The sequence below is a fragment of the Phytopseudomonas flavescens genome, from assembly GCF_900100535.1.
GTDB lineage: Bacteria > Pseudomonadota > Gammaproteobacteria > Pseudomonadales > Pseudomonadaceae > Aquipseudomonas > Aquipseudomonas flavescens.
Window position 1 is genome coordinate 1 of record NZ_FNDG01000020.1, and the last position, 21538, is coordinate 21538.

General features: G+C 63.6%; 18 protein-coding genes. 2 read left to right on the forward strand and 16 right to left on the reverse strand.

Annotation, left to right across the window (positions count from 1 at the left end):
- Positions 1–403: 403 nt before the first annotated feature.
- From BLR94_RS21175 to BLR94_RS21225, 11 genes are all read right to left on the reverse strand, one after another.
- On the reverse strand, positions 404–1714 hold the full coding sequence (locus BLR94_RS21175) for a TRAP transporter large permease (RefSeq protein WP_084307898.1): 1311 nt from the start codon (positions 1712–1714) through the stop codon (positions 404–406).
- A 3-nt stretch (positions 1715–1717) separates the two neighbouring features.
- Entirely contained in the window at positions 1718–2224 is a 507-nt protein-coding gene (locus BLR94_RS21180; protein ID WP_090423753.1) for a TRAP transporter small permease subunit, read from the reverse strand.
- Between the two features lie 200 nt (positions 2225–2424).
- Entirely contained in the window at positions 2425–3477 is a 1053-nt protein-coding gene (gene dctP, locus BLR94_RS21185; RefSeq protein WP_084307899.1) for a TRAP transporter substrate-binding protein DctP, read from the reverse strand.
- Positions 3478–3785: 308 nt separating this feature from the next.
- On the reverse strand, positions 3786–4733 hold the full coding sequence (locus BLR94_RS21190; protein ID WP_084307900.1) for a dihydrodipicolinate synthase family protein: 948 nt from the start codon (positions 4731–4733) through the stop codon (positions 3786–3788).
- A gap of 282 nt (positions 4734–5015) precedes the next feature.
- Positions 5016–6053 carry a trans-3-hydroxy-L-proline dehydratase gene (locus BLR94_RS21195; protein WP_084307901.1) on the reverse strand — a complete coding sequence of 346 codons (1038 nt, stop codon included), beginning with the start codon at positions 6051–6053 and terminating at the stop codon, positions 5016–5018.
- Between the two features lie 13 nt (positions 6054–6066).
- A complete protein-coding gene (locus tag BLR94_RS21200) occupies positions 6067–6789 on the reverse strand; it encodes an amino acid ABC transporter ATP-binding protein (RefSeq protein WP_042555884.1) in 723 nt (240 codons plus the stop codon).
- The gene (locus tag BLR94_RS21205; protein ID WP_084307902.1) at positions 6782–7432 is read right to left on the reverse strand and encodes an amino acid ABC transporter permease; all 651 of its coding nucleotides are present in this window, start codon (positions 7430–7432) and stop codon (positions 6782–6784) included. Before BLR94_RS21205 ends, BLR94_RS21200 begins: the two co-directional genes overlap by 8 nt.
- Before the next feature lie 12 nt (positions 7433–7444).
- A complete protein-coding gene (locus BLR94_RS21210; protein ID WP_084307903.1) occupies positions 7445–8110 on the reverse strand; it encodes an amino acid ABC transporter permease in 666 nt (221 codons plus the stop codon).
- Positions 8103–9914 carry a cis-3-hydroxy-L-proline dehydratase gene (gene lhpI, locus BLR94_RS21215; RefSeq protein ID WP_084307904.1) on the reverse strand — a complete coding sequence of 604 codons (1812 nt, stop codon included), beginning with the start codon at positions 9912–9914 and terminating at the stop codon, positions 8103–8105. The genes BLR94_RS21210 and lhpI overlap by 8 nt, the downstream gene beginning before the upstream one ends.
- A 147-nt stretch (positions 9915–10061) precedes the next feature.
- Complete coding sequence (locus BLR94_RS21220; protein WP_084307905.1) at positions 10062–10880, reverse strand: ABC transporter substrate-binding protein; 819 nt, start codon at positions 10878–10880, stop codon at positions 10062–10064.
- A gap of 218 nt (positions 10881–11098) precedes the next feature.
- Complete coding sequence (locus BLR94_RS21225; RefSeq protein ID WP_084307906.1) at positions 11099–11848, reverse strand: AraC family transcriptional regulator; 750 nt, start codon at positions 11846–11848, stop codon at positions 11099–11101.
- Between the two features lie 209 nt (positions 11849–12057).
- Here BLR94_RS21225 and BLR94_RS21230 point away from each other — a divergent pair, with 209 nt between their 5' ends.
- Positions 12058–14475, forward strand: a complete 2418-nt coding sequence (locus tag BLR94_RS21230; RefSeq protein WP_084307907.1) for a glucose/quinate/shikimate family membrane-bound PQQ-dependent dehydrogenase — start codon at positions 12058–12060, stop codon at positions 14473–14475.
- An 826-nt stretch (positions 14476–15301) separates the two neighbouring features.
- On the opposite strand, the gene BLR94_RS21235 is transcribed toward BLR94_RS21230, so the two are convergent.
- The 5 genes from BLR94_RS21235 to BLR94_RS21255 all read right to left on the reverse strand — a co-directional run bounded on the left by BLR94_RS21235 (position 15302) and on the right by BLR94_RS21255 (position 19921).
- Positions 15302–16573 carry an NAD(P)/FAD-dependent oxidoreductase gene (locus BLR94_RS21235; protein WP_084307908.1) on the reverse strand — a complete coding sequence of 424 codons (1272 nt, stop codon included), beginning with the start codon at positions 16571–16573 and terminating at the stop codon, positions 15302–15304.
- On the reverse strand, positions 16570–16806 hold the full coding sequence (locus BLR94_RS21240) for a 2Fe-2S iron-sulfur cluster-binding protein (RefSeq protein WP_084307909.1): 237 nt from the start codon (positions 16804–16806) through the stop codon (positions 16570–16572). The genes BLR94_RS21235 and BLR94_RS21240 overlap by 4 nt, the downstream gene beginning before the upstream one ends.
- Complete coding sequence (locus BLR94_RS21245; RefSeq protein ID WP_084307910.1) at positions 16799–17923, reverse strand: NAD(P)/FAD-dependent oxidoreductase; 1125 nt, start codon at positions 17921–17923, stop codon at positions 16799–16801. The genes BLR94_RS21240 and BLR94_RS21245 overlap by 8 nt, the downstream gene beginning before the upstream one ends.
- Positions 17920–18897, reverse strand: a complete 978-nt coding sequence (locus BLR94_RS21250; protein ID WP_084307911.1) for a 4-hydroxyproline epimerase — start codon at positions 18895–18897, stop codon at positions 17920–17922. Before BLR94_RS21250 ends, BLR94_RS21245 begins: the two co-directional genes overlap by 4 nt.
- A gap of 211 nt (positions 18898–19108) precedes the next feature.
- The gene (locus BLR94_RS21255; RefSeq protein ID WP_084307912.1) at positions 19109–19921 is read right to left on the reverse strand and encodes a helix-turn-helix domain-containing protein; all 813 of its coding nucleotides are present in this window, start codon (positions 19919–19921) and stop codon (positions 19109–19111) included.
- 166 nt (positions 19922–20087) lie between these two features.
- Between BLR94_RS21255 and BLR94_RS21260 the strand changes: the two genes are divergently transcribed.
- Positions 20088–21533, forward strand: coding sequence for an alanine/glycine:cation symporter family protein (locus BLR94_RS21260; protein ID WP_084307913.1), 1446 nt, complete (start codon positions 20088–20090; stop codon positions 21531–21533).
- Positions 21534–21538: the final 5 nt, after the last annotated feature.

Sequence of the window (21538 nt, forward strand, 5' to 3'; positions counted from 1 at the left end):
CTGCGCTGTACGCGCCGCCGATGATGTTGTGGCCGATGGTAGCGGGCATTGTGAGCTCCTGTTGGTGACGTATGAACACGTACGGAAAGGCTTTGATTGTACGATGTCTGATAAGTTGCGCAAGTCTGCAATCAGCCAGCCCAGCAGGTGGGCGGGCTGACTGCGCTTTGAATCGTTCTAGCGAACCTGAAACGCGACAAGCAAAAAGCAGCCATAAGCGGCAAGTGGCAAGTGGCAAGTTAAAGGAGGAAGCAGCCGTAGGGTGGATCGGGGCGCGTAGCTGACGCTCTTTTCATCCACCATCGCGATCGCAGAGCGGTGGACGGATGAAGCGTCGTCCACCCTACAAATGACTGCTATCGCCTTTTTTCGGTCGTGCATGAAACATCTGCAGGCCAGCCTCCTAGAACAGCTGCCTGGGCAGCCAGGTGGCGATACCGGGCATGGCCAGGATCAGCAAAAACAGCAGCAGTTGGATGGCGATGAAGGGCAGCACGCCGCGGTACATCACGCCATAACCGTAACCCGGCGGGGCGATGGACTTGAGGTAGAACACCGAAGGCGCCAGAGGCGGTGTCAGGTAGCAGGTCTGCACCACCACCATGAACATCACCGCGAACCACACCGGGTCGATACCGGCAGCTTTCACCAACGGGGTGAAGATCGGCACGAAGATCAGCACCAGGGAAATCCAGTCCAGCACCATGCCGGCGAAGAACACCATCAACATCAGGATGAGGATCAGCACGTAAGGGCTGAAATTCATCTCCTCCATGAAGTCGCCGATCAACCAGCCACCGCCGCTGGCGGCGAAGATGGCGGTGAACATGATGCCGCCAGCGACGATCAACATGATCATCGAGGTGATCTTGATGGTGCTGATCAGCGCCTCGATCAGCCGTGAGAGGGTCAGCTCGCGGAACCAGATGGCCAGCACGGCGGCACCGAACGCACCCACGGCGGCCGACTCGGTGGGCGAGGCGATACCGGCGAGCATCGAACCGAGCACGGCAGCGATCAGCAGCAGCGGCGGGATCAGCGCGCTGATGGTGATCTTCAGCTTCTCGCCCAGTGGCGTGGCCTTCATCTCCGGTACAGCCGGCGCCAGCGAGGGCTTCAGCCAGCAGACGATGATGATGTAGAGCAGGAACAGGCCCAGCATCAACAGCCCTGGGAACAGCGTGGCGGCGAACAATTGGCCGATCGATAGCTGCGCCATCGAGGCATATACAACGACGATCACCGACGGCGGGATGATCGCCCCCAGCGAGCCACCGCCGCAGATGGTGCCGGAGATCAGCGCGCGGTCGTACTGGTATTTGGACATGGCCGGAATAGCCATCATGCCCACCACGATCTCCACCGCGCCGACCACGCCGGAGCTGGCAGCGAAGATGCCGCACATCAGCATCGAGGAAATCGCCAGGCCGCCGGAGAAGCCGCCGAGCCACAGCTGCAGCGCATTGAACAGACGCTGCGCCAGGCCGGTACGTTCGAGGATCGCGCCCATCAACACGAACAACGGAATCGCCGACAGGGCGAAGTTGGTCGAAGCCTGCAGCAGCGAGCCGTACATCTGCTGCAGGATGTTGTCGCCGAACATGAACATGCCGAACAGGAACGACACGCTGATCAGCGAGAAGGACACTGGAATGCCGAGGAAGATGAACAGGAACAGCAGCACGAACATCAGTACAGGTATGTATTCCATCATCGGTCAGTGTTCCTTGGTGCCGGGCTGCTTGCGATTGCCGATGAACAGCACGGCATCGACGATGAGCTGGTAGGTCAGGCCGGCGAGGCCAACCGCCAGTGCCAGGTAGAACGGCCACATGAGCGGCGCCCAGGGGCTGACGTGCTCGACCTCGCCAGAGACGAAGGCGTGCCAGGCGCGCCGACTGGCGACGAAGGTAAGGCCACCGATGGTGGGTACCAGCACCAGCAGGTAGAAGGCCGCATTGAGCCAGCGTTGGGCGGCGGGCTTGAACCGCGAGGAAAGGAAGTCGACACGTACATGGGTTTCTTCCTTCAGCGCGTAGGCGCAGCCGAGCAGGAAGATGCAGCCATTGAGCATGTAGGAAATATCGAAGGCCCAGAGCGTCGGGCTGTTGAGGGCATAGCGGGCGAAGACTTCGTAGATCATCACCAGCACCATGATCAACGCCATGCTCGAGGCCACGGCGAGCAGTATCTGCGCCGGCCAGTTGTACCATCTGGTGTTCATAACGCCTCCTGTGACCGGCCACCGTGGTGGCCGGTCTTGTCTCGTCAGGGCGCGTCTAAAAACCTGGGCGAGGCGGTCAGAACAAGGCGAAAACAAGCGAAAAAGCGGAATTTACTGGCTGTAAATGAGCATTTTGAGCTTGTTTTAACGCAGTTATGCCAACGCAGGTAGTTTTTAGAGATGCCCGCCAATCGTGCGGCTTAATGTCTGTAGAGGTAGGAGGAGTTTTCCGACCAGCGCTGCAGGTAGTTGCTGTAGTCCTTGAAGATGGCCTTGGCGTCGATGTCGTCCGCCTTGCGTGCTTCGAGCTTGTCGGCGATCAGCTTGTTACCGCGCTGGGCCAGGTCGTCGGTGATGCTCTTGTCCAGCTCGATGATCTCGATGCCGGCCTTGCGATAGGTGTCCATCGCCTGCATGTCACGATCGAGGAAGTGGAAGTAGCTCTGCATCGTGGTCAGCTTGGCTGCCTCTTCCAGCTTGGCGCGGGTCTTCTCGTCGATGGCATTCCAGTTCTCCTCGGTCATGAAGAACTCCCAGACGAACGACGGCTGATGCACGCCGGGGGTGAGCAGGTAAGGCGCCACTTCATGGAAGCCTTCGGTCAGGTTGGCACCTGGCGTCGCCCACTCGACGGCATCCACGCCCTTGCGTTGCAGCAGGGTGTAGATCTCCCCTGGCGGCACCACGGTGGGCGATGCGCCGACCTGCTGAATCACTTCGGCCCAGGCACCGGCGGTGCGGAATTTCAGGCCTTTGAAGTCTTCGAGCTTGTCGATCTTCTTGTTGGAGTGGGCCAGTACTTCAGTGCTGCCGACACCGACCACCAGACTGTGCAGGCCCATATTCTTGCGGCGGAATTCCTGCAAGTACTTGAGTCCGTTGCCTTCATAGAGCCAGGCCAGGGTTTCCTCGCCGGACATGCCGCCCGGGTAGCCGGCGAACACGTTGTTCAACGGGTCCTGGTTGACCAGATAGGTAGGCGTGGAGTGGCCGGCCTTGAGCACGCCGTTCTGCACCGACTCATAGACCTGGAACGGCGGTACGATCACACCGGCGCCGACCGGGCGAATTTTCACCCCGCCATCGGTGAGCAGGGCGGCGTTGCTGGCGAAGCGTTTGAGGAAGTTGTCGAAGAAGAAACTGCCTTCCGGGACCGAAGTCGGTACCGAATAGGTGTAGCTGGCCGCCTGGGTGGTCGCGCAGCAAAGCGCCAGGCCGAGAGCGGCAAAAAGCTGAGTGGTCTTGTTGATCATCCTGTTCCCCTTGGTCTTTATGTGTTTGCCAGGTACGCGGCGTGCGCATCTATCAGGCAAGGCAGATGAGGCCAAAGAAGCGGGGGGTGGTCTCCCGCATCATGCAGCTGTAGCTGTTGTCAAAGGCCGGCATCCGGCTGGTGCGGACGGTTGGCCTGTGCCTTGGCCATGATGGCTTCGATGTGGGCACGGTCTTCGCCGTGTAGTGGCTGACGGGTCAGCTCACTGCTGCACCGACGATGGCTTCACGCAGTGCGGTGCACCCGCTCGGCCGGATGCGCTGGAGCCACCCGGCCGACGTACAGCGATCAGGCGGCGTTGTTTTCGGCCGACCAGTTGGCGTACCACTGGCGGAACAGCGTGTATTGCGTCTCGGCGTAGTTACGCTGGGCGTCGCTGAGGGCATCGCTTTCGTAGAAGTGCAGGGCGTATTCCTGGTCGCCGCCCAGCACCATCAGGTGCTTGTAGTAGAGGACCAGGTCGGTGCCTTCGTCGAAGGACGACAGCACGTTCAGCGCCTCGGACAGCTCCAGGGCAAGGCGGCGGGCAACGGCGTCGCCCTTGGCGGCCTTCTTGCTCAGCTCGACCAGTTGCAGCACTTCGCGCGGCAGGGCGTTGCCGATACCGGTGATGGCGCCAGTCGCACCGCAATTGACGAAGCCATGCACCACCTGGGTGTCGACGCCGGCCATGAGAATCACGTCCTCATCCTGCGAGGTGATGTGCTCGGCGGCGTAGCGCATGTCGGCGGCGCCGCCGAATTCCTTGAAGCCGATCAGGTTGGCGTACTGGCGACGCAGCTTGAAGAACAGCTCGGCGCGGGTTGCGAAGCCGTAGTACGGGCTGTTGTAGATCACTGCCGGAAGCTCTGGCGCCGCTTCGAGAATGGCGGCGAAGTGCGCTTCCTGGGCGGCCGGTGAAGCGCCACGGGACAACACGCGGGGGATGACCATCAGGCCATGGGCACCGACCTTGGCGGCGTGGGCGGCGTGGGAAACCGCTTCGCGGCTGTTCACCGCACCGGTGCCGACGATGGTCGGGATGCCGGCAGCGACCAGGCGTGCAACCCCTTCCTGGCGTTGGGCTTCGGTGAGCAACGGCCAGTCGCCCATGGAACCGCAGTAGACCACCGCGCTCATGCCGGCCTGGATCAGCTCCTGGCCCTTGCGCACCAGGGCGTCGAAGTCCGGCTTGCGCTCGGCGGTGCAGGGGGTCATCAGGGCGGGGATGGTGCCGGTGAAGATGTTGCTGCTCATGGTGTTGCCTCCTGGGCAGATTAAAAGTATTTCGTATACGAAAACAGATGGCCGTAGCAGGCCGTCCGTTTTCCGTTGTTGGGCATGGCGCCCGGTTCGTTGCGCCGGCGAACCGGCAGTTTCAAATCTTCAATACGTTTTAGAACCGGTTCACGATCTTGCGAGCTAGAGCGATACAAGGCAAAAACAAGCGAGGAAGCGGAGTTTACGAGTGCTAAATGAGCATTCCGAGCTTGTTTTTAACGCAGTAGCGCCGACGCGCAGCTGATCGTGAGCTGGCTCTTACAGCTTCAGCTCCACCGGCCAGGTGTCCGACAGGCGATAGCCCGTTGGCCACGGATCGCTCGGGTCGAGCAGGTGCTGGTGAGTACCGGTGATCCACGCGCGGCCGGATAGGCAGGGGTAGATCGCCGGACGGCCGGCCACGTCGGCCAGCGAGTCGATGCGGCAGTGGAATTCGGAGCCGATGATCGAGCGGCCGATGAAGCGTTCGCCCAGCGCCAGCTGACCCTTGGCATGCAGCACCGCCATGCGTGCCGAGCAGCCGGTGCCGCAGGGTGAGCGGTCGATCTTGCCGGGGCGGATGACCACCGCATTGGCGCCCGTGGCGATGCCGTTCTCGTGAACTACCGGAGCGGCGATCTGGCAGAAGGAGATATGGCTCCAGTCCGGGTTAAGCGGATGCTGGAAGCCGAGCTGCTCGTTGGCGGCCTTGGTGATACGCAGGCCCACGGCGACCAGATCGGCCGCTTCATCGGCCTGGATGGCAAACCCCAGGTGACGTGCATCGGCGATCACGAAGCTGTCGCCGCCGTAGGCGGTATCGACCTGCAGCGAACCCAGGCCTTCGACCTCGATCCAGGCGTCGAGCTTGTCGGCGAACGAGGGTACGTTCTTCACCTCGACCCGCTCGGCCTTGCCACCCGCGCAGTCGGCGATCACTTCCACCAGGCCGCCGGGCGCTTCCAGTGTCAGGAAGGTCTGCGGCTCGGTCATCGGCAGGATGCCGCTGTCGAGCAGCACGGTGGCCACGCACAGCGAGTTGGAGCCGGACATCGGCGGTACGTCGGCTGGCTCCATGATGATCCAGCCCATCTGCGCCTTGGGGTTCTTCGCCGGCACCAGCAGGTTGACGTGGCGGAACACGCCACCGCGCGGTTCGTTGAGCACGAAGTTACGCAGGAAGTCGTCCTGTTCGATCCAGCGCGACTGCTGCCACAGGGTATCGCCGGGTGGTGGCGCGACGCCGCCGACGATGACGTCACCGACTTCACCTTCGGCATGGCAACTGACCACATGAATGACTTTGCTGGAGCGCACGGGGCAGTCCTCTTTAGTGAACCGACTTGAGGAAGTCGGCGGTTTCCGGTCGTTGCGGGTTGCCGAGCACCTGCTCGGGCGCGCCGATCTCGTGGACCAGGCCGTTGCGGAAGAACGCCACACGGTCGGACACGTCTCGGGCGAAGCGAATCTCGTGGGTCACCAGCACCATGGTCATGCCGTCTTCGGCGAGCATGCGCATGGTGTCGAGCACTTCGCCGACCAACTGCGGGTCGAGGGCGCTGGTGGCCTCGTCGAACAGCATGTAATCGGGGCTCATGGCCAGGGCGCGGGCGATCGCCATGCGCTGCTGCTGGCCGCCGGACAGCTTGCCGGGGAACACCTTGAGCTTCTCGCCCAGGCCCACGTGGGTCAGTTGCTGCACGGCGATGGCTTCGGCCTCCTGCTTGCTCAGGCCGAGCACCTTGCGCGGCGCCAGCATGACGTTTTCCAGCACCGTCAGGTGCGGGAAGGCGTTCCACTGCTGGAACACGATGCCGATCTTCTGCCGCAGCTTGTTGATGTCGGTGCCCGGTGCGTGAACTTCGGTACCGTCGACGCGGATGCTGCCGCTCTTGATGGACTCCAGGCCGTTGATGCACATCAGCAGGGTCGATTTGCCGGAGCCGGAGCCGCCGATGATCGACACCACTTCACCCTTGTTCACGGTCAGGCTGACGCCCTTGATCACTTCGAGGTCGCCGAAGGATTTGTATACGTTGTCGATCTCAATCATTTTCCTGCCACCTTCTTTCCAGACGGGCGCCCAGTTGGGCGACCACCAGGCTCATGACGTAGTAGATGAGGCCGGCGATGCACAGCACCAGCAGCGGCTCCTGAATGCGTGTAACGATGGTTTGCGAAGCGCGCAGCAGCTCGACGATGCCGATCCACATGACCAGCGCGGTGTCCTTCATCACGCTGAGCACCAGGTTCAGCCAGCCGGGGAAGGCCACCCGCGTGGCCATCGGCAGGACGATGTAGCGCAGGTCCTGCACATAGCTCAGGCCCAGGGAGCGGCTGGCGCGGCGCAGGGTGAACGGCACCGACAGCACACCGGCCCGCACGATCTCGGTGAAGTAGGCGGCGGCGTAGATGCCCAGCACGATGCAGCCCACCGCGAAGGCGCTGATGTCGATGCCGGCGATGCTCTTGAACGAGTTGAACAGCACGAACTGGATGAGCAGAGGCACGCTGCGAAACACGTCGAGTACCCAGGCCAGCGGCAGGGTGGCGCGGGGCAGCAGGGCACGCAGCAGGCCGAACAGCAGGCCGGCGAAGGAGCCCAGCAGGATGGCCCAGAAAGTCAGCTGCAGGGTGACCCAGGCACCGTCGAGCAGGTAGAGGAAATCGTTCCAGGTGAAGCTGGTATCGAACATGTGCGTGCTTCCTCAGTAACGGAACAGGCGCCAGGCCAGCAGCCGGGCAACCGCTACGATCGCCTTGGCGATCAGGTAATACAGCACCGCCGCGATGGCGAAGAACTCGAAGGTGCGGAAGGTCTTGACGTTGTAGTCCTGGGTGACGCCGGTGAGGTCGTTGTTGAGGCCGACGATCACCCCCAGCGACGTCATCAGCACGGCCCAGACCATCTGGTTGGTGAGCGGGTAGAAGACGATGCGCAGCAGCTGCGGCACGACGATCATCCGGTAGGCCTGAAAGGCGCTCATGCCCAGCGAGCGGGCCGCCCGCACCTGAGTGTCGGGCACCGCCTTGAGACCACCGCGGAAGTTCTCCGCCAGGTAGCCGGCGTTGTTGAAGGTGATGCCGGCCAGCAGGGCGACCCAGGAGCTGACGTGCCAGCCCATCGAGCCCAGGCCGAAGTACAGGATGTAGATCTGGAACAGCGATGGCGTGTTGCGTGCGATGGATACCCAGCCATTGGCGAAGCCGCGCGCCACGGGGTTCTTCAGCTCACGCATCACCGTCAGGGCGAGGGCGATGAGTACGCCGAAGATCATCGACAGGGCGGCCGTCTCGAAGGTCACCCAGGCGCCGGCGAGCATGTCTGGCAGAGCCTTGAATGCCTGGCGCCAATGGAAGCTGTAGTCAAACATGCGTGGGGTTCTCCACAGGGCAAGCCGGTTGCAGCCAGCGCGGCAGACGGCCGCTGGCCTGGCCCGAACAGGCGGCGTCGACGCACTCGGCCAAGCTGGCGAAGTGCACCGAACGGCCGACCAGCCCGGGCGCGTAATGGGCGTATTTGCCCGAGTTGGTCATCAGGGTGCGGCAACGGGTCGGCACCACCGGCTCGCCGAGCATGCACCAGCAGGTGTCGGTCACCAGCGTCGCACCGAAGGCTTCCAGCACGCTCAGGTAACCCGCCGCGCGGGCCTGCTCATGAATCGCCCGGCCGCAGGTGATCACCAGGCTTACCTGAGCATGCTTGCTGCGGCCCGCGCACAGGTGCGCGAGGCGGGCGAATTCGCTGAGCGAGAAATGCGGATTACCGAGCGCGATCAGCCTTACCTCGGCTTCATCAGCGCTGTTGAGTTCGTCCCAGCTGCGACGCAGATCGGCGAGGGTGACCCGCTCGGTGGGCGCCGATTCGGTGCTGTGGATAACTGTCTCAGGGTGCCTGGCTTCCGGCGTCACCCCGGCGATATGGAACAGCGGTGCTGCCGAGCTGGTGGCGAAGGCAGCGCCAAAGGCCTTGAGATCGTCCAGGCTCGGCTGGGCCTGTTCCAGGCCGCGTACCAGCGGAATATGGCTGCCGCAGAGCAGGCCGACGTGGTAGCCGAGCAGCGGGTAGAAGGCATCGTCCAGCTCGGCGAGCGCCGGCAGCTGGATCTGCAGGCTGGCCATGCGGTGCTCGTCGAGGTGACAGCCGACCCTGGGCGCACGGCCGGTGAGGGCGATGCAGATATCCAGGTAATCGGGATATTTGAGGGTGCGTGCCCCAAGCACGCTGTTGGCGTAGACCACCGCATTGGATTCGGCCCAGACGATCTGTTCGCCTCTGGTGGGGGCGCTGTCCAGCAGGTAGGGCGCACAGGTGAAACTGAGGTGTGCACCCATGGCCATGTAGGCATCGCCGAGTGCGCTGGCCGGTTCGCCGAATGCGGCATCGATGCCCAGAGCACGCCAGCGGCGCTGGTCCACGGAAATCGAATTGAGGGTGGTGGGAACCCGCACCCTGGCGCCCCAGGCCACCAGTTGCTCGGCGAAGCGCAGGCTGGCCGGGCCGGTATAGATGCAGCCATCGATATGCGCCTGGGTGACATCCAGCAGTTCGCTGGCACCCTGCAGTTCGGCCATGCGCAGCACCAGCTGCATGGCCACCTGCGCAGCCTTGCCCTGGCTGCCATCGAGCAGGGCACGGTCGCTTTCGCTCAATTGCAGGGCGCTGGCGAACAGCGGCTGCTGATGTATCGAAGCCACACCTGTCGGTCGGGCATCGGCAGGAGGCTGTGGATAAAGCTGCAGCCGTTCTCCATCGAGGCGCGCGTAAGCCTGACCGCGCAAGCGGGTGAAGGCGTCATGGCCGATGCACAGCACGGCGATGGAGCGCTGGAACAGCCGTTCGGCCACCAGCACGCCCAGGGTAAGGATCTCATCGGCCTCGGCCAGCACCAGCGCGGTAGGGGCGTGCTCGCCGCTGAGCAGTTCCATCATCACGCTGCTACCGGTGCAGGAGCCGCGACCGCTGGGAATCGCCAGTACGCGGCCCGCCAGATTCTGACCACTGAGCGGGTGGTGACGGTCGATCACTTCGCCCGTGAACGGGTCGACGCCACCCCAGAAACTCAGGCCCATCTCGGCGAACAGCAACGCACCCTCGGCGCGCCCGGCGACCAGGCTGCGGCCCTGGATGGCGCAGGCCGGCGAGTGGGTCGAGGCGTGGTCAGCGACTGTTGGCATCGATGGCTCCAGGCGTGGATGAAAAGCCCGGCGCCATGGGGCGCGCGCGCATGAAATCGTGGTTGTTGCAGGTACGGAAGCGTGGAGTGGGTCGGGCCGCGCAGCTCAGGCATGGCGTCGCTGACCCACCCTACGAATTGCCGTTGATCAGTAGTACACGCCCGGCACGCTCAGGTTGGCCGGCTTGATTTCGTCGCCGACCCACTTCTTCCACAGCTCGTCGTAACGGCCACTGCGCACCTGCTGGTTGACGAACAGGTTGAGGTAGTTGATCAGGCCGTACTCGTCACGCTTGGCCGCCAGGGACACGTAGTCGACGACGTAGGGCGCATCACCGACCACTTTCAGGCCCTTGTACTTGCCGGACTTGAGGGTGGCGGCGGCCACGGTATTGGTCACCACGGTGGCGGCGATATGGCCCTGGGCGACGGCGAGGATGGTGTCGTTCTGCGACTGGTAGGCGCGGAAGGTACCGTCGCCCCATGCCTTCACGTCCTTCTCGAGAGCGATGGCTTCGTAGGTGCCGCTGGTGTTGCCCACAGGCTTGCCCTTGAGGTCGGCATAGCTGTTGATGCCAGTGTCGTCACGGGTCAGCACGACCATCTGGAAGGCGAAGTAGGGCACGGTGAGGCCTACGGTCTTGGCACGCTCCAGCGTGTCGGACGTGGACGCGACGATCACATCGGCACGGCCGGAAACCAGCGCCGGAATACGATCCGGGAACGGTGTTTCCACCACTTCGGCATCGACACCGAGGACTTTCGCCAGGTCATTGCAGTAATCGACGTCGAAGCCGACCGGCTGGTTCTTGTCGTCACGCGAGCCCATGGGCGGGAAATCCAGGGTCACTGCGCAGCGCAGCTTGCCCGATTCGATGATCGAGTCGAGCTTGTCGGCGTGTGCGGTGCCGATCAGTGTGGTGCTGAGTACTGCGCTGAGGGCTACGGCAAAAGCGGGATTCTTCATAGGAGCCTCGAAAGTGTGCAGACGCTAGTTATAGGAAATTTCGTATACGATATTTCATATGCAATGGCTGTGCCTGTTCTTCGGCTCGTCGCCGAGCGGCCCACCGGCCGTGGGATTGGCAGAAACGGGAGGGGAAAGTGCGGCGATCAGCCTAGCTGGGTGTTACATAACGGAGCGATGCAGCGCGTCGGGCGCCCCGTTTCGGAACACCGCCGGTATCAGTCCCTGCGCGAATCGCGAAACTGGCTGGGTGTCAGCCCGGTCAGCGCCCTGAACTGGCGGCTGAAGGCGCTGTGGTCGGTGTAACCGCAGCGCAGGGCGATCTCGGTGATCGGCAGGTCCTGCAGCAGCAGGCGGCTGGCCTCGCCAAGGCGCGCCTTGTGGATCATCTGGCGCGGGGTGAGCTGGAAGATGCGCTTGCAGTGACGCTCCAGTTGCGCCACCGACAGGCCTGCCAGTTCGGTGAGCTCGGCCAGGCTGATTGGCCGGGCGAAGTGCTCGCGGATATGGGCGTCCACCTCCGCCAGTCTCGGGTAGGCCGGGTGGCTCGATTGTGGCAGTTGCACATCCCTGGAGATACCCGCCACGCCGATGATCTCGCCCCTGTGATTGCGCAGCGCCAGTTTGTGGGTAAGGCACCAGACGGGCTGGTTGCCGTAATACAGATGCAGCTCCAACTGGTCGGCGAGTTGGCTGCCATCCTTGAGCACTCGTCGATCCTGCGCCGTGTAGGAGGGCCCGAAGCTGGCCGGGAACACCTGTTCGGCAGTCATTCCGAGCAGCCTGGTCTTGTTCTTGAAGCCCAGCCGCTGCGTCAGCGTCTGGTTGACCAGGGCATAGCGAGCTTGGCTGTCCTTGATGAAAAACACCACCTCGGGCAAGGCATCGAGCAACGGCTCGATCTGCCGCAGGCTGGTGATCAATGCAGGCAAGTCTTGATGTAGGGCGGTGGGTAGCAGAGTTTGCATGGCGGTGGCGGCTGGTCAGATGGCGCTGAGCCTACCGCGTCGGATTGACGCAGGAAAATGTACCGTCTGGTTAATTTTCGGATGCGACTCGTACCGTTTCGGTGCACACTGGCAGGTATACAAATTATTACAAACAGTATTGGCAACTATCCTCAGGGATGGTGGTGTCGATGCTGTGTCTCTGTGTTCGTGAAAAACGGGATAAAACGATGAATGAGGGTAAAGGTGCCCAGCGCGGCACGCGTGCACTATTGCTGATCGTCGGCGCCTTGATCGCCCTGGTCGGCCTTGCCTTGCTGGGCGGTGGTGGTTATCTGGCCAGTCTCGGCGGCAGCTTGTACTTCCTGATCATGGGCGTGGCCGTGCTGGCCAGTGGTGTGCTGATCGCCGCTCGCAAACCCGCCGGCGCCTGGCTGTTCGCCCTGGCACTGCTCGGTACCGTGATCTGGGCACTGGCCGACGTCGGCCTGGTGTTCTGGCCACTGTTCTCGCGCCTGTTCACCTTTGGTGTGATCGCCCTGGTCGTCGCACTGATCTACCCGACCTTGAAAAAGGCCGCTGGTAATTGCGGCGGGCGTGGCGCCTATGCGCTGGCAGCCGTGCTGGCGGTGGCGCTGATCGCCAGCTTCAGCGGTACCTTCCTGGCTCACCCCAGCGTGGCGGCGAGCGGCGATGGCCCGGCCGTGAAGCCGGTCGACCCGACCCAGGCGCAGAAGAACTGGGAACACTACGGCAATACCGCTGGCGGTAGCCGTTTCGCCGCGCTGGATCAGATCACCCGTGCCAACGTGAAGGATCTGCAGGTCGCCTGGACCTACCACACCGGTGACGTGGCCGAGAGCAACGGCAACGGTGCCGAAGATCAGCTCACCCCGCTGCAGGTGGGTGACAAGGTGTTCATCTGCACACCGCACAACAACATCATCGCGCTCGACGCCGATACTGGCAGCGAGCTGTGGCGTAACGACATCAACGCTCAGGCTTCGGTCTGGCAGCGCTGCCGTGGCCTGGCCTACTTCGACGCCGATGCACCGCTGCAGCAGCCTGATGCCGCAGGTGCCGTCGCGGTTCCAACCGTGGCCATCGCCGAAGGCGCCAACTGCCGTCGTCGTTTGCTGACCAACACCATCGACGCCCGTCTGATCGCCGTAGACGCCGACACCGGCGCGCTCTGCGAAGGCTTCGGCGAGAATGGCCAGGTCGACCTCAAGACCGGTCTGGGGGCTGCGCCGGACCCCCACTACCAGCTCACCTCGCCGCCGCTGCTGGCCGGTACCACTGTCGTGGTGGGCGGGCGTGTGGCCGACAACGTGCAGACCGACATGCCTGGCGGTGTGATTCGTGGTTTCGATGTGGTCACTGGCGCCATGCGCTGGGCGTTCGACCCGGGTAATCCCGAGGAGCGTCAGGCTCCGGCCGAGGGGCAGACCTACGTGCGCAGCACGCCGAACTCGTGGGCACCGATGTCCTACGATCCGGCCATGAACACCGTGTTCCTGCCCATGGGTAGCTCGTCCACCGACCTCTACGGTGCCGAGCGCACCGCGCTGAACCACAAGTACGGCGCCTCGATCCTCGCTTTGGACGCCACCACCGGTGCGGAAAAGTGGGTCTACCAGACCGTACACAACGACCTCTGGGACTTCGACCTGCCGATGCAGCCCAGCCTGATCGATTTCCCCAAGGCTGACGGCAGCAAGGTGCCTGCCGTGGTGATCGGCACCAAGGCCGGACAGATATTCGTGCTCGACCGTGCTACCGGTCAGCCGCTGACCGAAGTGGCGCAAGTGGCGGTCAAGGCTGCGGACATCGAGGGGGAGCAGTACGCGCTCAAGCAACCCCTGTCGGTGGGCATGCCACAGATCGGCGCGCAGACCCTGACCGAGTCGGATATGTGGGGCGCCACACCGTTCGACCAGATGCTGTGCCGCATCGCCTTCAAGCAGATGCGCTACGAGGGGTTGTACACCGCGCCGGGTACCGACGTGTCGCTGAGCTTTCCCGGCTCGCTGGGCGGGATGAACTGGGGTAGCCTGTCCACCGACCCGGTCAATGACTACATCTTCGTCAACGACATGCGTCTTGGCCTGTGGGTGCAGATGACTCCGGCGCAGAATCGCGGGCCGGCCTCGTCCGGTGGCGAAGCCGTCAACACCGGCATGGGCGCGGTACCGCTCAAGGGCACGCCTTATGCGGTCAACAAGAACCGCTTCCTGTCGCTGGCCGGCATTCCCTGCCAGGCACCGCCGTTCGGAACGCTGACCGCCATCGACATGAAGACCCAGAAGATCGCCTGGCAGGTGCCGGTCGGTACCGTGGAAGACACCGGCCCGCTGGGCATCAAGATGCGCCTGCCGATGCCTGTAGGCATGCCGACCCTGGGCGGTTCCCTGGCCACCCAGTCCGGCCTGGTGTTCTTCGCCGGTACGCAGGACTACTACCTGCGCGCCTTCGATAGCGGCACTGGCAAGGAAGTCTGGAAACAGCGCCTGCCGGTAGGCAGCCAGGGCACGCCGATGACCTACGTGTCGCCGAAGACCGGCAAGCAGTTCATCGTGATAACGGCTGGCGGCGCCCGTCAGTCGCCGGACCGCGGTGACTACGTGATCGCCTACGCGCTGCCGTAAGCTCCCCTGCACGCTAATGGAGGCCGCATCGCCCAGGAGGGGATGCGGCCTTTTTCATGCCTGTGATTCGAGTTGCTGAAATTCATGACTGAGGTAAGGGTCATCACACTCGTAGGCGCCCCGCCCTCGAGGCGAAGCGATTCTGGCCATCCACAGAATCTGCAGTGCGCCTGCCATTCGCCGCGGTGTCGCGGCTCCTGAAGGGGCGTGTGAGTTATCCACATGGACTCACCTCCAGGGCTACGAAGTGGCTCCAGGCGAATCTGCATAGACAAAGGAAACTGGCCGTAGCCATGGGGAGGGAGAAAAGGCTGAACGCCAGAAAGCAGAAAGGGGAGCCGAGGCTCCCCTAAATCTTGTTCGAATCATCGTTCTTATTAGTGCTACCGGCCTTTTGTTCTTGTTTTAGCCGCGGCCCCCAAGGGGGGCCAAGAGCGAACGGATTTGTTTGGACGCTGATGTTGCCGTGATCCTGAGATCCAACCCGTCTGTCGCTGCCTTGCAAAGCAGTTTTATTGTTCTCGACCCGGTTGCGGTACAAGCCCGAGGGCGGTCCTCTCCAAAGAAATCAGTTAGCTGCGTCTCTGCGATTTTGTCTTTCTTATGCTAGAGCCGTTGTCTTGTTCTTGTTATCAGATGTGTCTTGTTATTTTTGTTGTGCGGAACATAGAGCATATCCTGTGCCAATTTTAGAATATCCATATTTTTCAATAACTTAGTATTTTCTGATTTTTTCAGCGCTGGTTTTCGCTACAGAAAGCGTTACCGCACTACCCGCTTTGTTACCGTTGGATGGTGCGCTGGAACACCTTGTGGAAAATGAGATTCATTTCCCATGTCCGGTGCTCTGGGACGGGCTTTCCAACTGCATCAGGGTGCCGATTCGAGTCGGTCCGAACGGTGGGCGGGGCGCCCCGGGCTGCCAGCCGAACAGGTATTGCGCGGCTGCACCGCATACCCGGCCCTGGCAGGCACCCATTCCGCAGCGGGTCGCCAGCTTCGCTTCGCGCCAGTTGCTGTGCCTGGCGACGGTGGCGTAGGGCACGTCCTCGCAGCGGCACAGCAGGGTATCCGGCTCGGCCAGGCCTTTGAGCGCCGGGTCGAGGGCGAATCGCCTGTTCAACTCATCGGCAAAGCGCTGCCAGCGGGCGCGCCCTTTCCACAGACGTTGCGCAGCCTCGCGGTTACCCGTTGCGGCATGGCCGGCGATGCGGCCCTCGACCAGGGCCAGCTCGCTGCCGCCGAAGCCGGTGCACTCGCCTGCGGCGTAGATGCCGCTCACATCGGTGGCCTGCCAGGCGTCTACCTTGATGACTTGGTTATCCAGCGTACAGCCGAGGGCCTGCCCCAGTTGCCCATTGGCAATCAGGCCGAAACCGCAGGCGAGGCGCTCGCACTCCAGCTCTTCGATCTTGTCATCGCGCTGCAGGCGTACGCCTTCCAGGCGATCCTTGCCCAATGCGGCGATGATCCGGGTGCCAGGGCGGTAACCGCCGTCGAACAGGCTGAAGGACTGCCACAGCTTGTGCGGCCAGCGCGGCAACTGCATGGCGAAGGCGGTCACCGAGCCCGCTGATGCCTGCTCGGCGATGCGCAGCACCCTGGCGCCGTTGTGTTTCGCCGTGCTCGCGCTGGCCAGCAACAGCGGGCCGCTGCCGGCGATCACGATGCGTTCATCGACTACTGGCAAGCCGCCCTTGATCAACGCCTGCAAGCCACCGGCACCGGTAACACCGGGCAATGTCCAGCCGGGAAACGGCAGTAACAGCTCGCGCGCGCCGGTGCACAGGATCAGCTTGCGGTAGGCGATTACCCAGCCACGCAGAGGATCTTCCACCAGCAGTGCATGGCTGCCGGAGCGTGCCACCACGCGGGTAGCGGCGTGGCGCTGGATAGTGTGGTGTGCATCCACCGCATCGCGCAGGCGGCGAGCCTGTGCGGGGACGCTTGCCTGAGCCCCGTCGCGCCAGATCTGTCCGCCCGGCAACGGGTTGTCGTCGAGCAGCACCACGTGCGCGCCATCGTTGGCAGCGGCCAGGGCTGCCGACAGGCCCGCCGGGCCGGCACCGATGATCAGTACGTCAGTCTGTTCGCTCATGGCCGCGTCTCCACGTGCATGCCATCGCGGCACAGGGTCTGGCAGGCCAGGCGGCGCAGGCCGTCGATGGTTACCCGACATTCCTGGCAGACGCCCATGCCGCACAGTGGCGCACGGCGCTGGCCGCTGACCGAGGTGCGCGCGCTGCCATCACCGGCCAGCGCCAGGGCTGCGGCGACCGTGGTGCCCGGCGCTACGCTGAGCGGGCGGCCATCGAGATGCAGGTCAGGCATGGGCGGGGTCTCCAGCTTGGCGCAGGTAACGTCGCGGCGAATATGCCGCCGCAGGAATGGGTTCGGCCTCGTTGAACAGCAATGCAGCCAGCAGATCGGCGGTACCCGGCGCTGCGGTAACACCCAGCCCTTCATGGCCGACCGCCAGCCACAGGCCGGGCTGTGCGGGGTGTTCGCCAATCAGCGGCATGCCGTCCGGGGTGGCGGCGCGAAAGCCCGCCCAGGCGCGGATACCATTGAGCTGCGCCAGGCCCGGCGCATAGCTCGCGGCATGCTTGAGCATGCGTGCCAGCAACCAGCCCTCGACCTCGGGGTTCAGGGTATCGAACTGCCTTGAGGTACCGATGAACAGCTGGCCCGTCGGCCGCGGCTGGATGTTGCAGGCCACCGAGGCACCGCTGCTGTTGTGCACGCTGGTCAGGTAGCTCAGCTCGGTGATGGTGTGGGTAACCGGATGCGGGTAGCGATCGGTGATCAACAGGTGGCCTTTCTTCGGCGCGATGGGCAGCTCCGGGCATAGCTCCACGGCCTGGATGCCATTGGCGAGCACCACTGCCTCGGCACTCAGCCACTCACCGTCTGCGAGGCGAACGCGGTTGCCATTCAGCTCGGTGACCCGGGCGCGGCGTTGCGTGATGCCGGGGGCGTCGAGCATCCAGCGGGCGGTGTTCGGAGCGTAGAGAATGCCGTCGTCGGGCAGGCGCAGGGCACCGTGCAGGCCGTCGCGCAGGATCGGCTCCAGCCGTTGCAGGGCGTGGCCGGGCACCATCTCGCAGGGTATTCCCTCGACGCGCAGGTTGACGCTCTTGGTTTCCGCCGCCGCCAGTTCCTGTTCGTTGGCGGCCAGCCACAGCGTGCCGTTGTTGCGATAGGCGCAGTCGCCCGGCAATTGCGGGCCCAGCTCACGCCAGCGGCGTACCGAGTAACGGCTGATGTCGAGTTCGGCCTGGTTGTCATCGAGCACCAGCAAGTGCCCCATGCCGGCAGCGGTGGCACCGTGCAGACCGGCATCGATGACCAGCACTCGCTGGCCGCGGCGGGCCAGTTCGCGGGCGCAGGCGGCGCCGATGATGCCGGCGCCAATGACGATCACATCAGCGACCCGCATCGGGTTCACGGGCGGATGCCCCAGGCGAACGGGTCGTCCTGTTCGAGCAGCAGGGTGGCCTCGGCGCTGATATTGGCGCGACCGCGGATGGTAGGAATCACCGTGTCGCCCTGCCATTCGAACGAGCCGTCGAACAGGCTGCCGATCACGCTGGCCTGGCGCCAGATCTCGCCGGGTTGCAGCTTGCCATCGGCGGCCAGGCAGGCCAGCTTGGCACTGGTGCCGGTGCCGCAGGGCGAGCGGTCGTAAGCCTTGCCGGGGCAGAGCACGAAATTCCGGCTGTCGGCTCGCAGCGAAGCTGCTGCGCTCGATGATGCTGCGTTGGGAGCTGGCTGCTGATCTTCGGCAAACAGCTCGATATGATCGATAAGGCCGCCGTCCTCGCCACGCACGCCCTGCTCCTCGAGCGCCTTCTGTACCGCGTAGGTGTAAGCGGTCAGGGCTTCGACGTTGTCTCCCGCGATGCGCTGGCCGTGGTCGGCGATCAGGAAGAACCAGTTGCCGCCCCAGGCGATGTCGCCCTGCACCGAGCCGTAGCCCGGCACCTGCAGTTCGACGGCCTGGCGGTAACGGTAGGACGGTACGTTGCGCACGCTGACCGAGCGATCTTCACGGAGGGTCGCCTCGACCATGCCCACCGGCGTCTCGATCCTGTGCACGCCGGCGCCGATGCGCCCCATGTGCGCCAGCGACACCACCAGGCCGATGGTGCCGTGCCCGCACATGCCGAGGTAGCCGGTGTTGTTGAAGAAGATCACTCCGGCACAGGCGCTGGGGTCGACGGGCTCGCAGAGCAGGGCACCAACCAGCACGTCGCTGCCACGGGGTTCGAGGATGCAGGCGCTGCGCCAGTCATCGTGCTCGCTGGCCAGAAGCTGGCGGCGCTCGGCCATGCTGCCACTGCCCAGGTCGGGAAAGCCGCTGATCACCAGTCGAGTCGGCTCGCCGCCGGTATGGGAGTCGATAACTTCGATGCGTTTCATGGGGGCTGTGCCTGTATGCCGTTCGAATGGCTACAGCGTGACGCGGGCGGGCTGCCGCGGCTTGAAGGATTTGCACGAGGGCGATGACGAAATCGGCATAGTGATGCAGATCGTTCCTCACGCGTTGCATGGCAGCCATCGATCTCTGCTTGGTGGGTTTGAGCCCACCAGTCCTCGCGGACAACCGGTGGCCGCCTGGCGCCACCACGCTTCATTCCACCTCGAACAACCCATCACGGACCGGCGCATGAGCCAGACGTTCGCGGATATCCTCGTCGATGCGCGGGTCGTCCGGCGGGTAGAGCATCACCTGCCGATAGGTGCTGATGCGGTTGATTTCCGTGCCGAGGAATTCCCACACCACGCGGGTGCACGCCGGGGTGCGGCGGTCACCGCTGGAGACCCCGGTCTTCAGGCCATTGAGGCGCGTGATACGACTCTTGAAGCTGGGGATCAGGATGGTCTGGCTCATCTCGTTGACCGTCAACGACTCGTAGTCGATGAGAAACAGCCGATCCTGCAGCTGGAACGCGGCGCCCAGGTAGCGACAGCGTGCCGAGTCTTCGGCGAGGCCGCCGGCCGAAGTCACCTGGCGTTCCTGGCGCTCGAACAGGAATGTGCCGCTCTCCTCGCGCATGTGGATCAGCGACAGCAGGATGGTGCCCGGCACCGACATGCAGTTGGCGTATTCGAAGTAATAGCCGCAATAGCGCGAGAGATCACCGGACTGCTCACGTAGCGGCTGTAACAATGCGTGTAATGGATCCTGCTCGGCGGGGGCGCCGATCTGCGCGCCCCGTGCGCCGATCAGCCGGGCGAACTGATCCCCCGGCAATCCCAGCTCATAGCCCTCGACACCGAAGAAGTCCCCGATTCTCTTGAGGTTATAGGCGGTCGGCTGACTCTCGCCAGACAAGTACTTGTTGAACTGGGCACGGTTGATGCCAAGTTTGCGGCACACCTCCGCAATCGAGCGGTAGTGGCTGCAGAGTAGGCGGAGGTTCTCACCGAGGTGACTGGACATGGGCGGCTCAGATGATGCGAGTGACGTGATTATAGCATCAGGTCGCATCACCTATGATCGACCCGCGAAATTGTTCCGACGACCACCTTGCCCAAACATTGGCCACCGCATATCGCGTCAGCGTTCGCCCGCCGAACAACCACAATAAGAATCGAGGATTCTCATCATGCTCGAAGTATTGAACGACTTCCTTTCCGGGAAAGTGTTGATCGTGCTCATCGTCGGCCTGGGTAGCTATTTCACCCTGCGCTCGCGCTTCGTCCAGTTCCGCCATTTCGTGCACATGTTCAGTGTGTTCAAGGACTCGCTGCGCAGCAGCGGCGGCCAACTCAGCTCGTTCCAGGCGCTGATGCTGAGCCTCGCCGGGCGGGTGGGGGCCGGCAATATCGCCGGTGTCGGCATCGCCGTGACGCTCGGCGGCCCGGGTGCCGTGTTCTGGATGTGGGTGACCGCGCTGGTCGGCATGTCCAGCAGCTTCTTCGAGTGCACCCTGGCTCAGGTCTACAAGCGCAGCGACGGTGACGGCCTGTACCGCGGCGGCCCGGCCTACTATATCCAGCACGGCCTGAAGCTGCGCTGGATGGCGATGACCTTCGCCGTGCTGCTGCTGGTCACCTACGGTTTCGCCTTCAACGGCCTGCAGTCGTACACCGTGACCCACTCGCTGCAGAACGCCTTCGACATTCCGGTGCAGTACAGCGGCATCGCGCTGGCCGTGTTGCTGGGGCTGGTGTTCATCGGTGGCATCAAGCGTATCGCCTCGGTCTCGGATCTGCTGGTTCCGGTCAAGACGCTCCTCTATATCGCGGTCACCCTCTACGTCATCGCCCTCCAGATCGAACACGTGCCGGGCATGCTGGCGACCATCGTCAAGAGTGCCTTCGGCCTCGAGCCTGCCTTCGCCGGCCTGCTCGGCAGCGCCATCGTGATGGGCGTGAAACGCGGTGTCTTCGCCAACGAGGCCGGCCTGGGCAGCGCCCCCAACGTGGCCGCCGTGGCCTCCGTCAAGCACCCGGCAGCCCAGGGTGTGGTGCAGGCGTTCAGCGTATTCCTCGACACCTTCGTGATCTGCACCTGCACCGCGCTGCTGATCCTGCTGTCCGGTTTCTACACCCCTGGCTTCGAAGGGGACGGCATCGTGCTCACCCAGAACTCCCTGGCGGCGGTGGTCGGTGACTGGGGGCGGACCTTCATCAGCGTCGCACTGAGCCTGTTCGTGTTCACCTGCATCCTCTACAACTACTACCTCGGCGAAAACGCCCTGCAGTTCCTGGTCGGCCGCAGCAAGGTCGCGCTGCTCGCCTACCGTGGCCTGGTGCTGGCGCTGATCTGCTGGGGTTCGATGCAGAACCTGGGCACCGTGTTCGCCTTCGCCGACATCACCATGACCTGCCTGGCGTTCGTCAACCTGACAGCGTTGGCGATGCTGATCAAGGTCGGCATGCGGGTGATGAAGGACTACGACGAACAGCGCAAGGCAGGCATCGCCCAGCCGGTGTTCGATGGCTCCAAATTCGCTGACCTGGATCTCGACCGCGCTTCCTGGCCGGCCGCCAAGCCCACTGCCGGCACCGAGGACAGTGCGGCGCAGTTGCTGCCCACGCAACGCTGAGCCGT

Excerpts from the sequence above, each read along its gene's own strand:
- BLR94_RS21225 (WP_084307906.1), bottom strand. The coding sequence starts at position 11,848 with ATGCAAACTCTGCTACCCACCGCCCTACATCAAGACTTGCCTGCATTG.
- lhpI (WP_084307904.1), bottom strand. The coding sequence starts at position 9,914 with ATGCCAACAGTCGCTGACCACGCCTCGACCCACTCGCCGGCCTGCGCC.
- BLR94_RS21205 (WP_084307902.1), bottom strand. The coding sequence starts at position 7,432 with ATGTTCGATACCAGCTTCACCTGGAACGATTTCCTCTACCTGCTCGAC.
- BLR94_RS21200 (WP_042555884.1), bottom strand. The coding sequence starts at position 6,789 with ATGATTGAGATCGACAACGTATACAAATCCTTCGGCGACCTCGAAGTG.
- BLR94_RS21240 (WP_084307909.1), bottom strand. The coding sequence starts at position 16,806 with ATGCCTGACCTGCATCTCGATGGCCGCCCGCTCAGCGTAGCGCCGGGC.
- BLR94_RS21250 (WP_084307911.1), bottom strand. The coding sequence starts at position 18,897 with ATGAAACGCATCGAAGTTATCGACTCCCATACCGGCGGCGAGCCGACT.
- BLR94_RS21175 (WP_084307898.1), bottom strand. The coding sequence starts at position 1,714 with ATGATGGAATACATACCTGTACTGATGTTCGTGCTGCTGTTCCTGTTC.
- BLR94_RS21220 (WP_084307905.1), bottom strand. The coding sequence starts at position 10,880 with ATGAAGAATCCCGCTTTTGCCGTAGCCCTCAGCGCAGTACTCAGCACC.
- BLR94_RS21190 (WP_084307900.1), bottom strand. The coding sequence starts at position 4,733 with ATGAGCAGCAACATCTTCACCGGCACCATCCCCGCCCTGATGACCCCC.
- BLR94_RS21235 (WP_084307908.1), bottom strand. The coding sequence starts at position 16,573 with ATGAGCGAACAGACTGACGTACTGATCATCGGTGCCGGCCCGGCGGGC.
- dctP (WP_084307899.1), bottom strand. The coding sequence starts at position 3,477 with ATGATCAACAAGACCACTCAGCTTTTTGCCGCTCTCGGCCTGGCGCTT.
- BLR94_RS21230 (WP_084307907.1), top strand. The coding sequence starts at position 12,058 with ATGAATGAGGGTAAAGGTGCCCAGCGCGGCACGCGTGCACTATTGCTG.
- BLR94_RS21210 (WP_084307903.1), bottom strand. The coding sequence starts at position 8,110 with ATGTTTGACTACAGCTTCCATTGGCGCCAGGCATTCAAGGCTCTGCCA.
- BLR94_RS21255 (WP_084307912.1), bottom strand. The coding sequence starts at position 19,921 with ATGTCCAGTCACCTCGGTGAGAACCTCCGCCTACTCTGCAGCCACTAC.
- BLR94_RS21260 (WP_084307913.1), top strand. The coding sequence starts at position 20,088 with ATGCTCGAAGTATTGAACGACTTCCTTTCCGGGAAAGTGTTGATCGTG.
- BLR94_RS21180 (WP_090423753.1), bottom strand. The coding sequence starts at position 2,224 with ATGAACACCAGATGGTACAACTGGCCGGCGCAGATACTGCTCGCCGTG.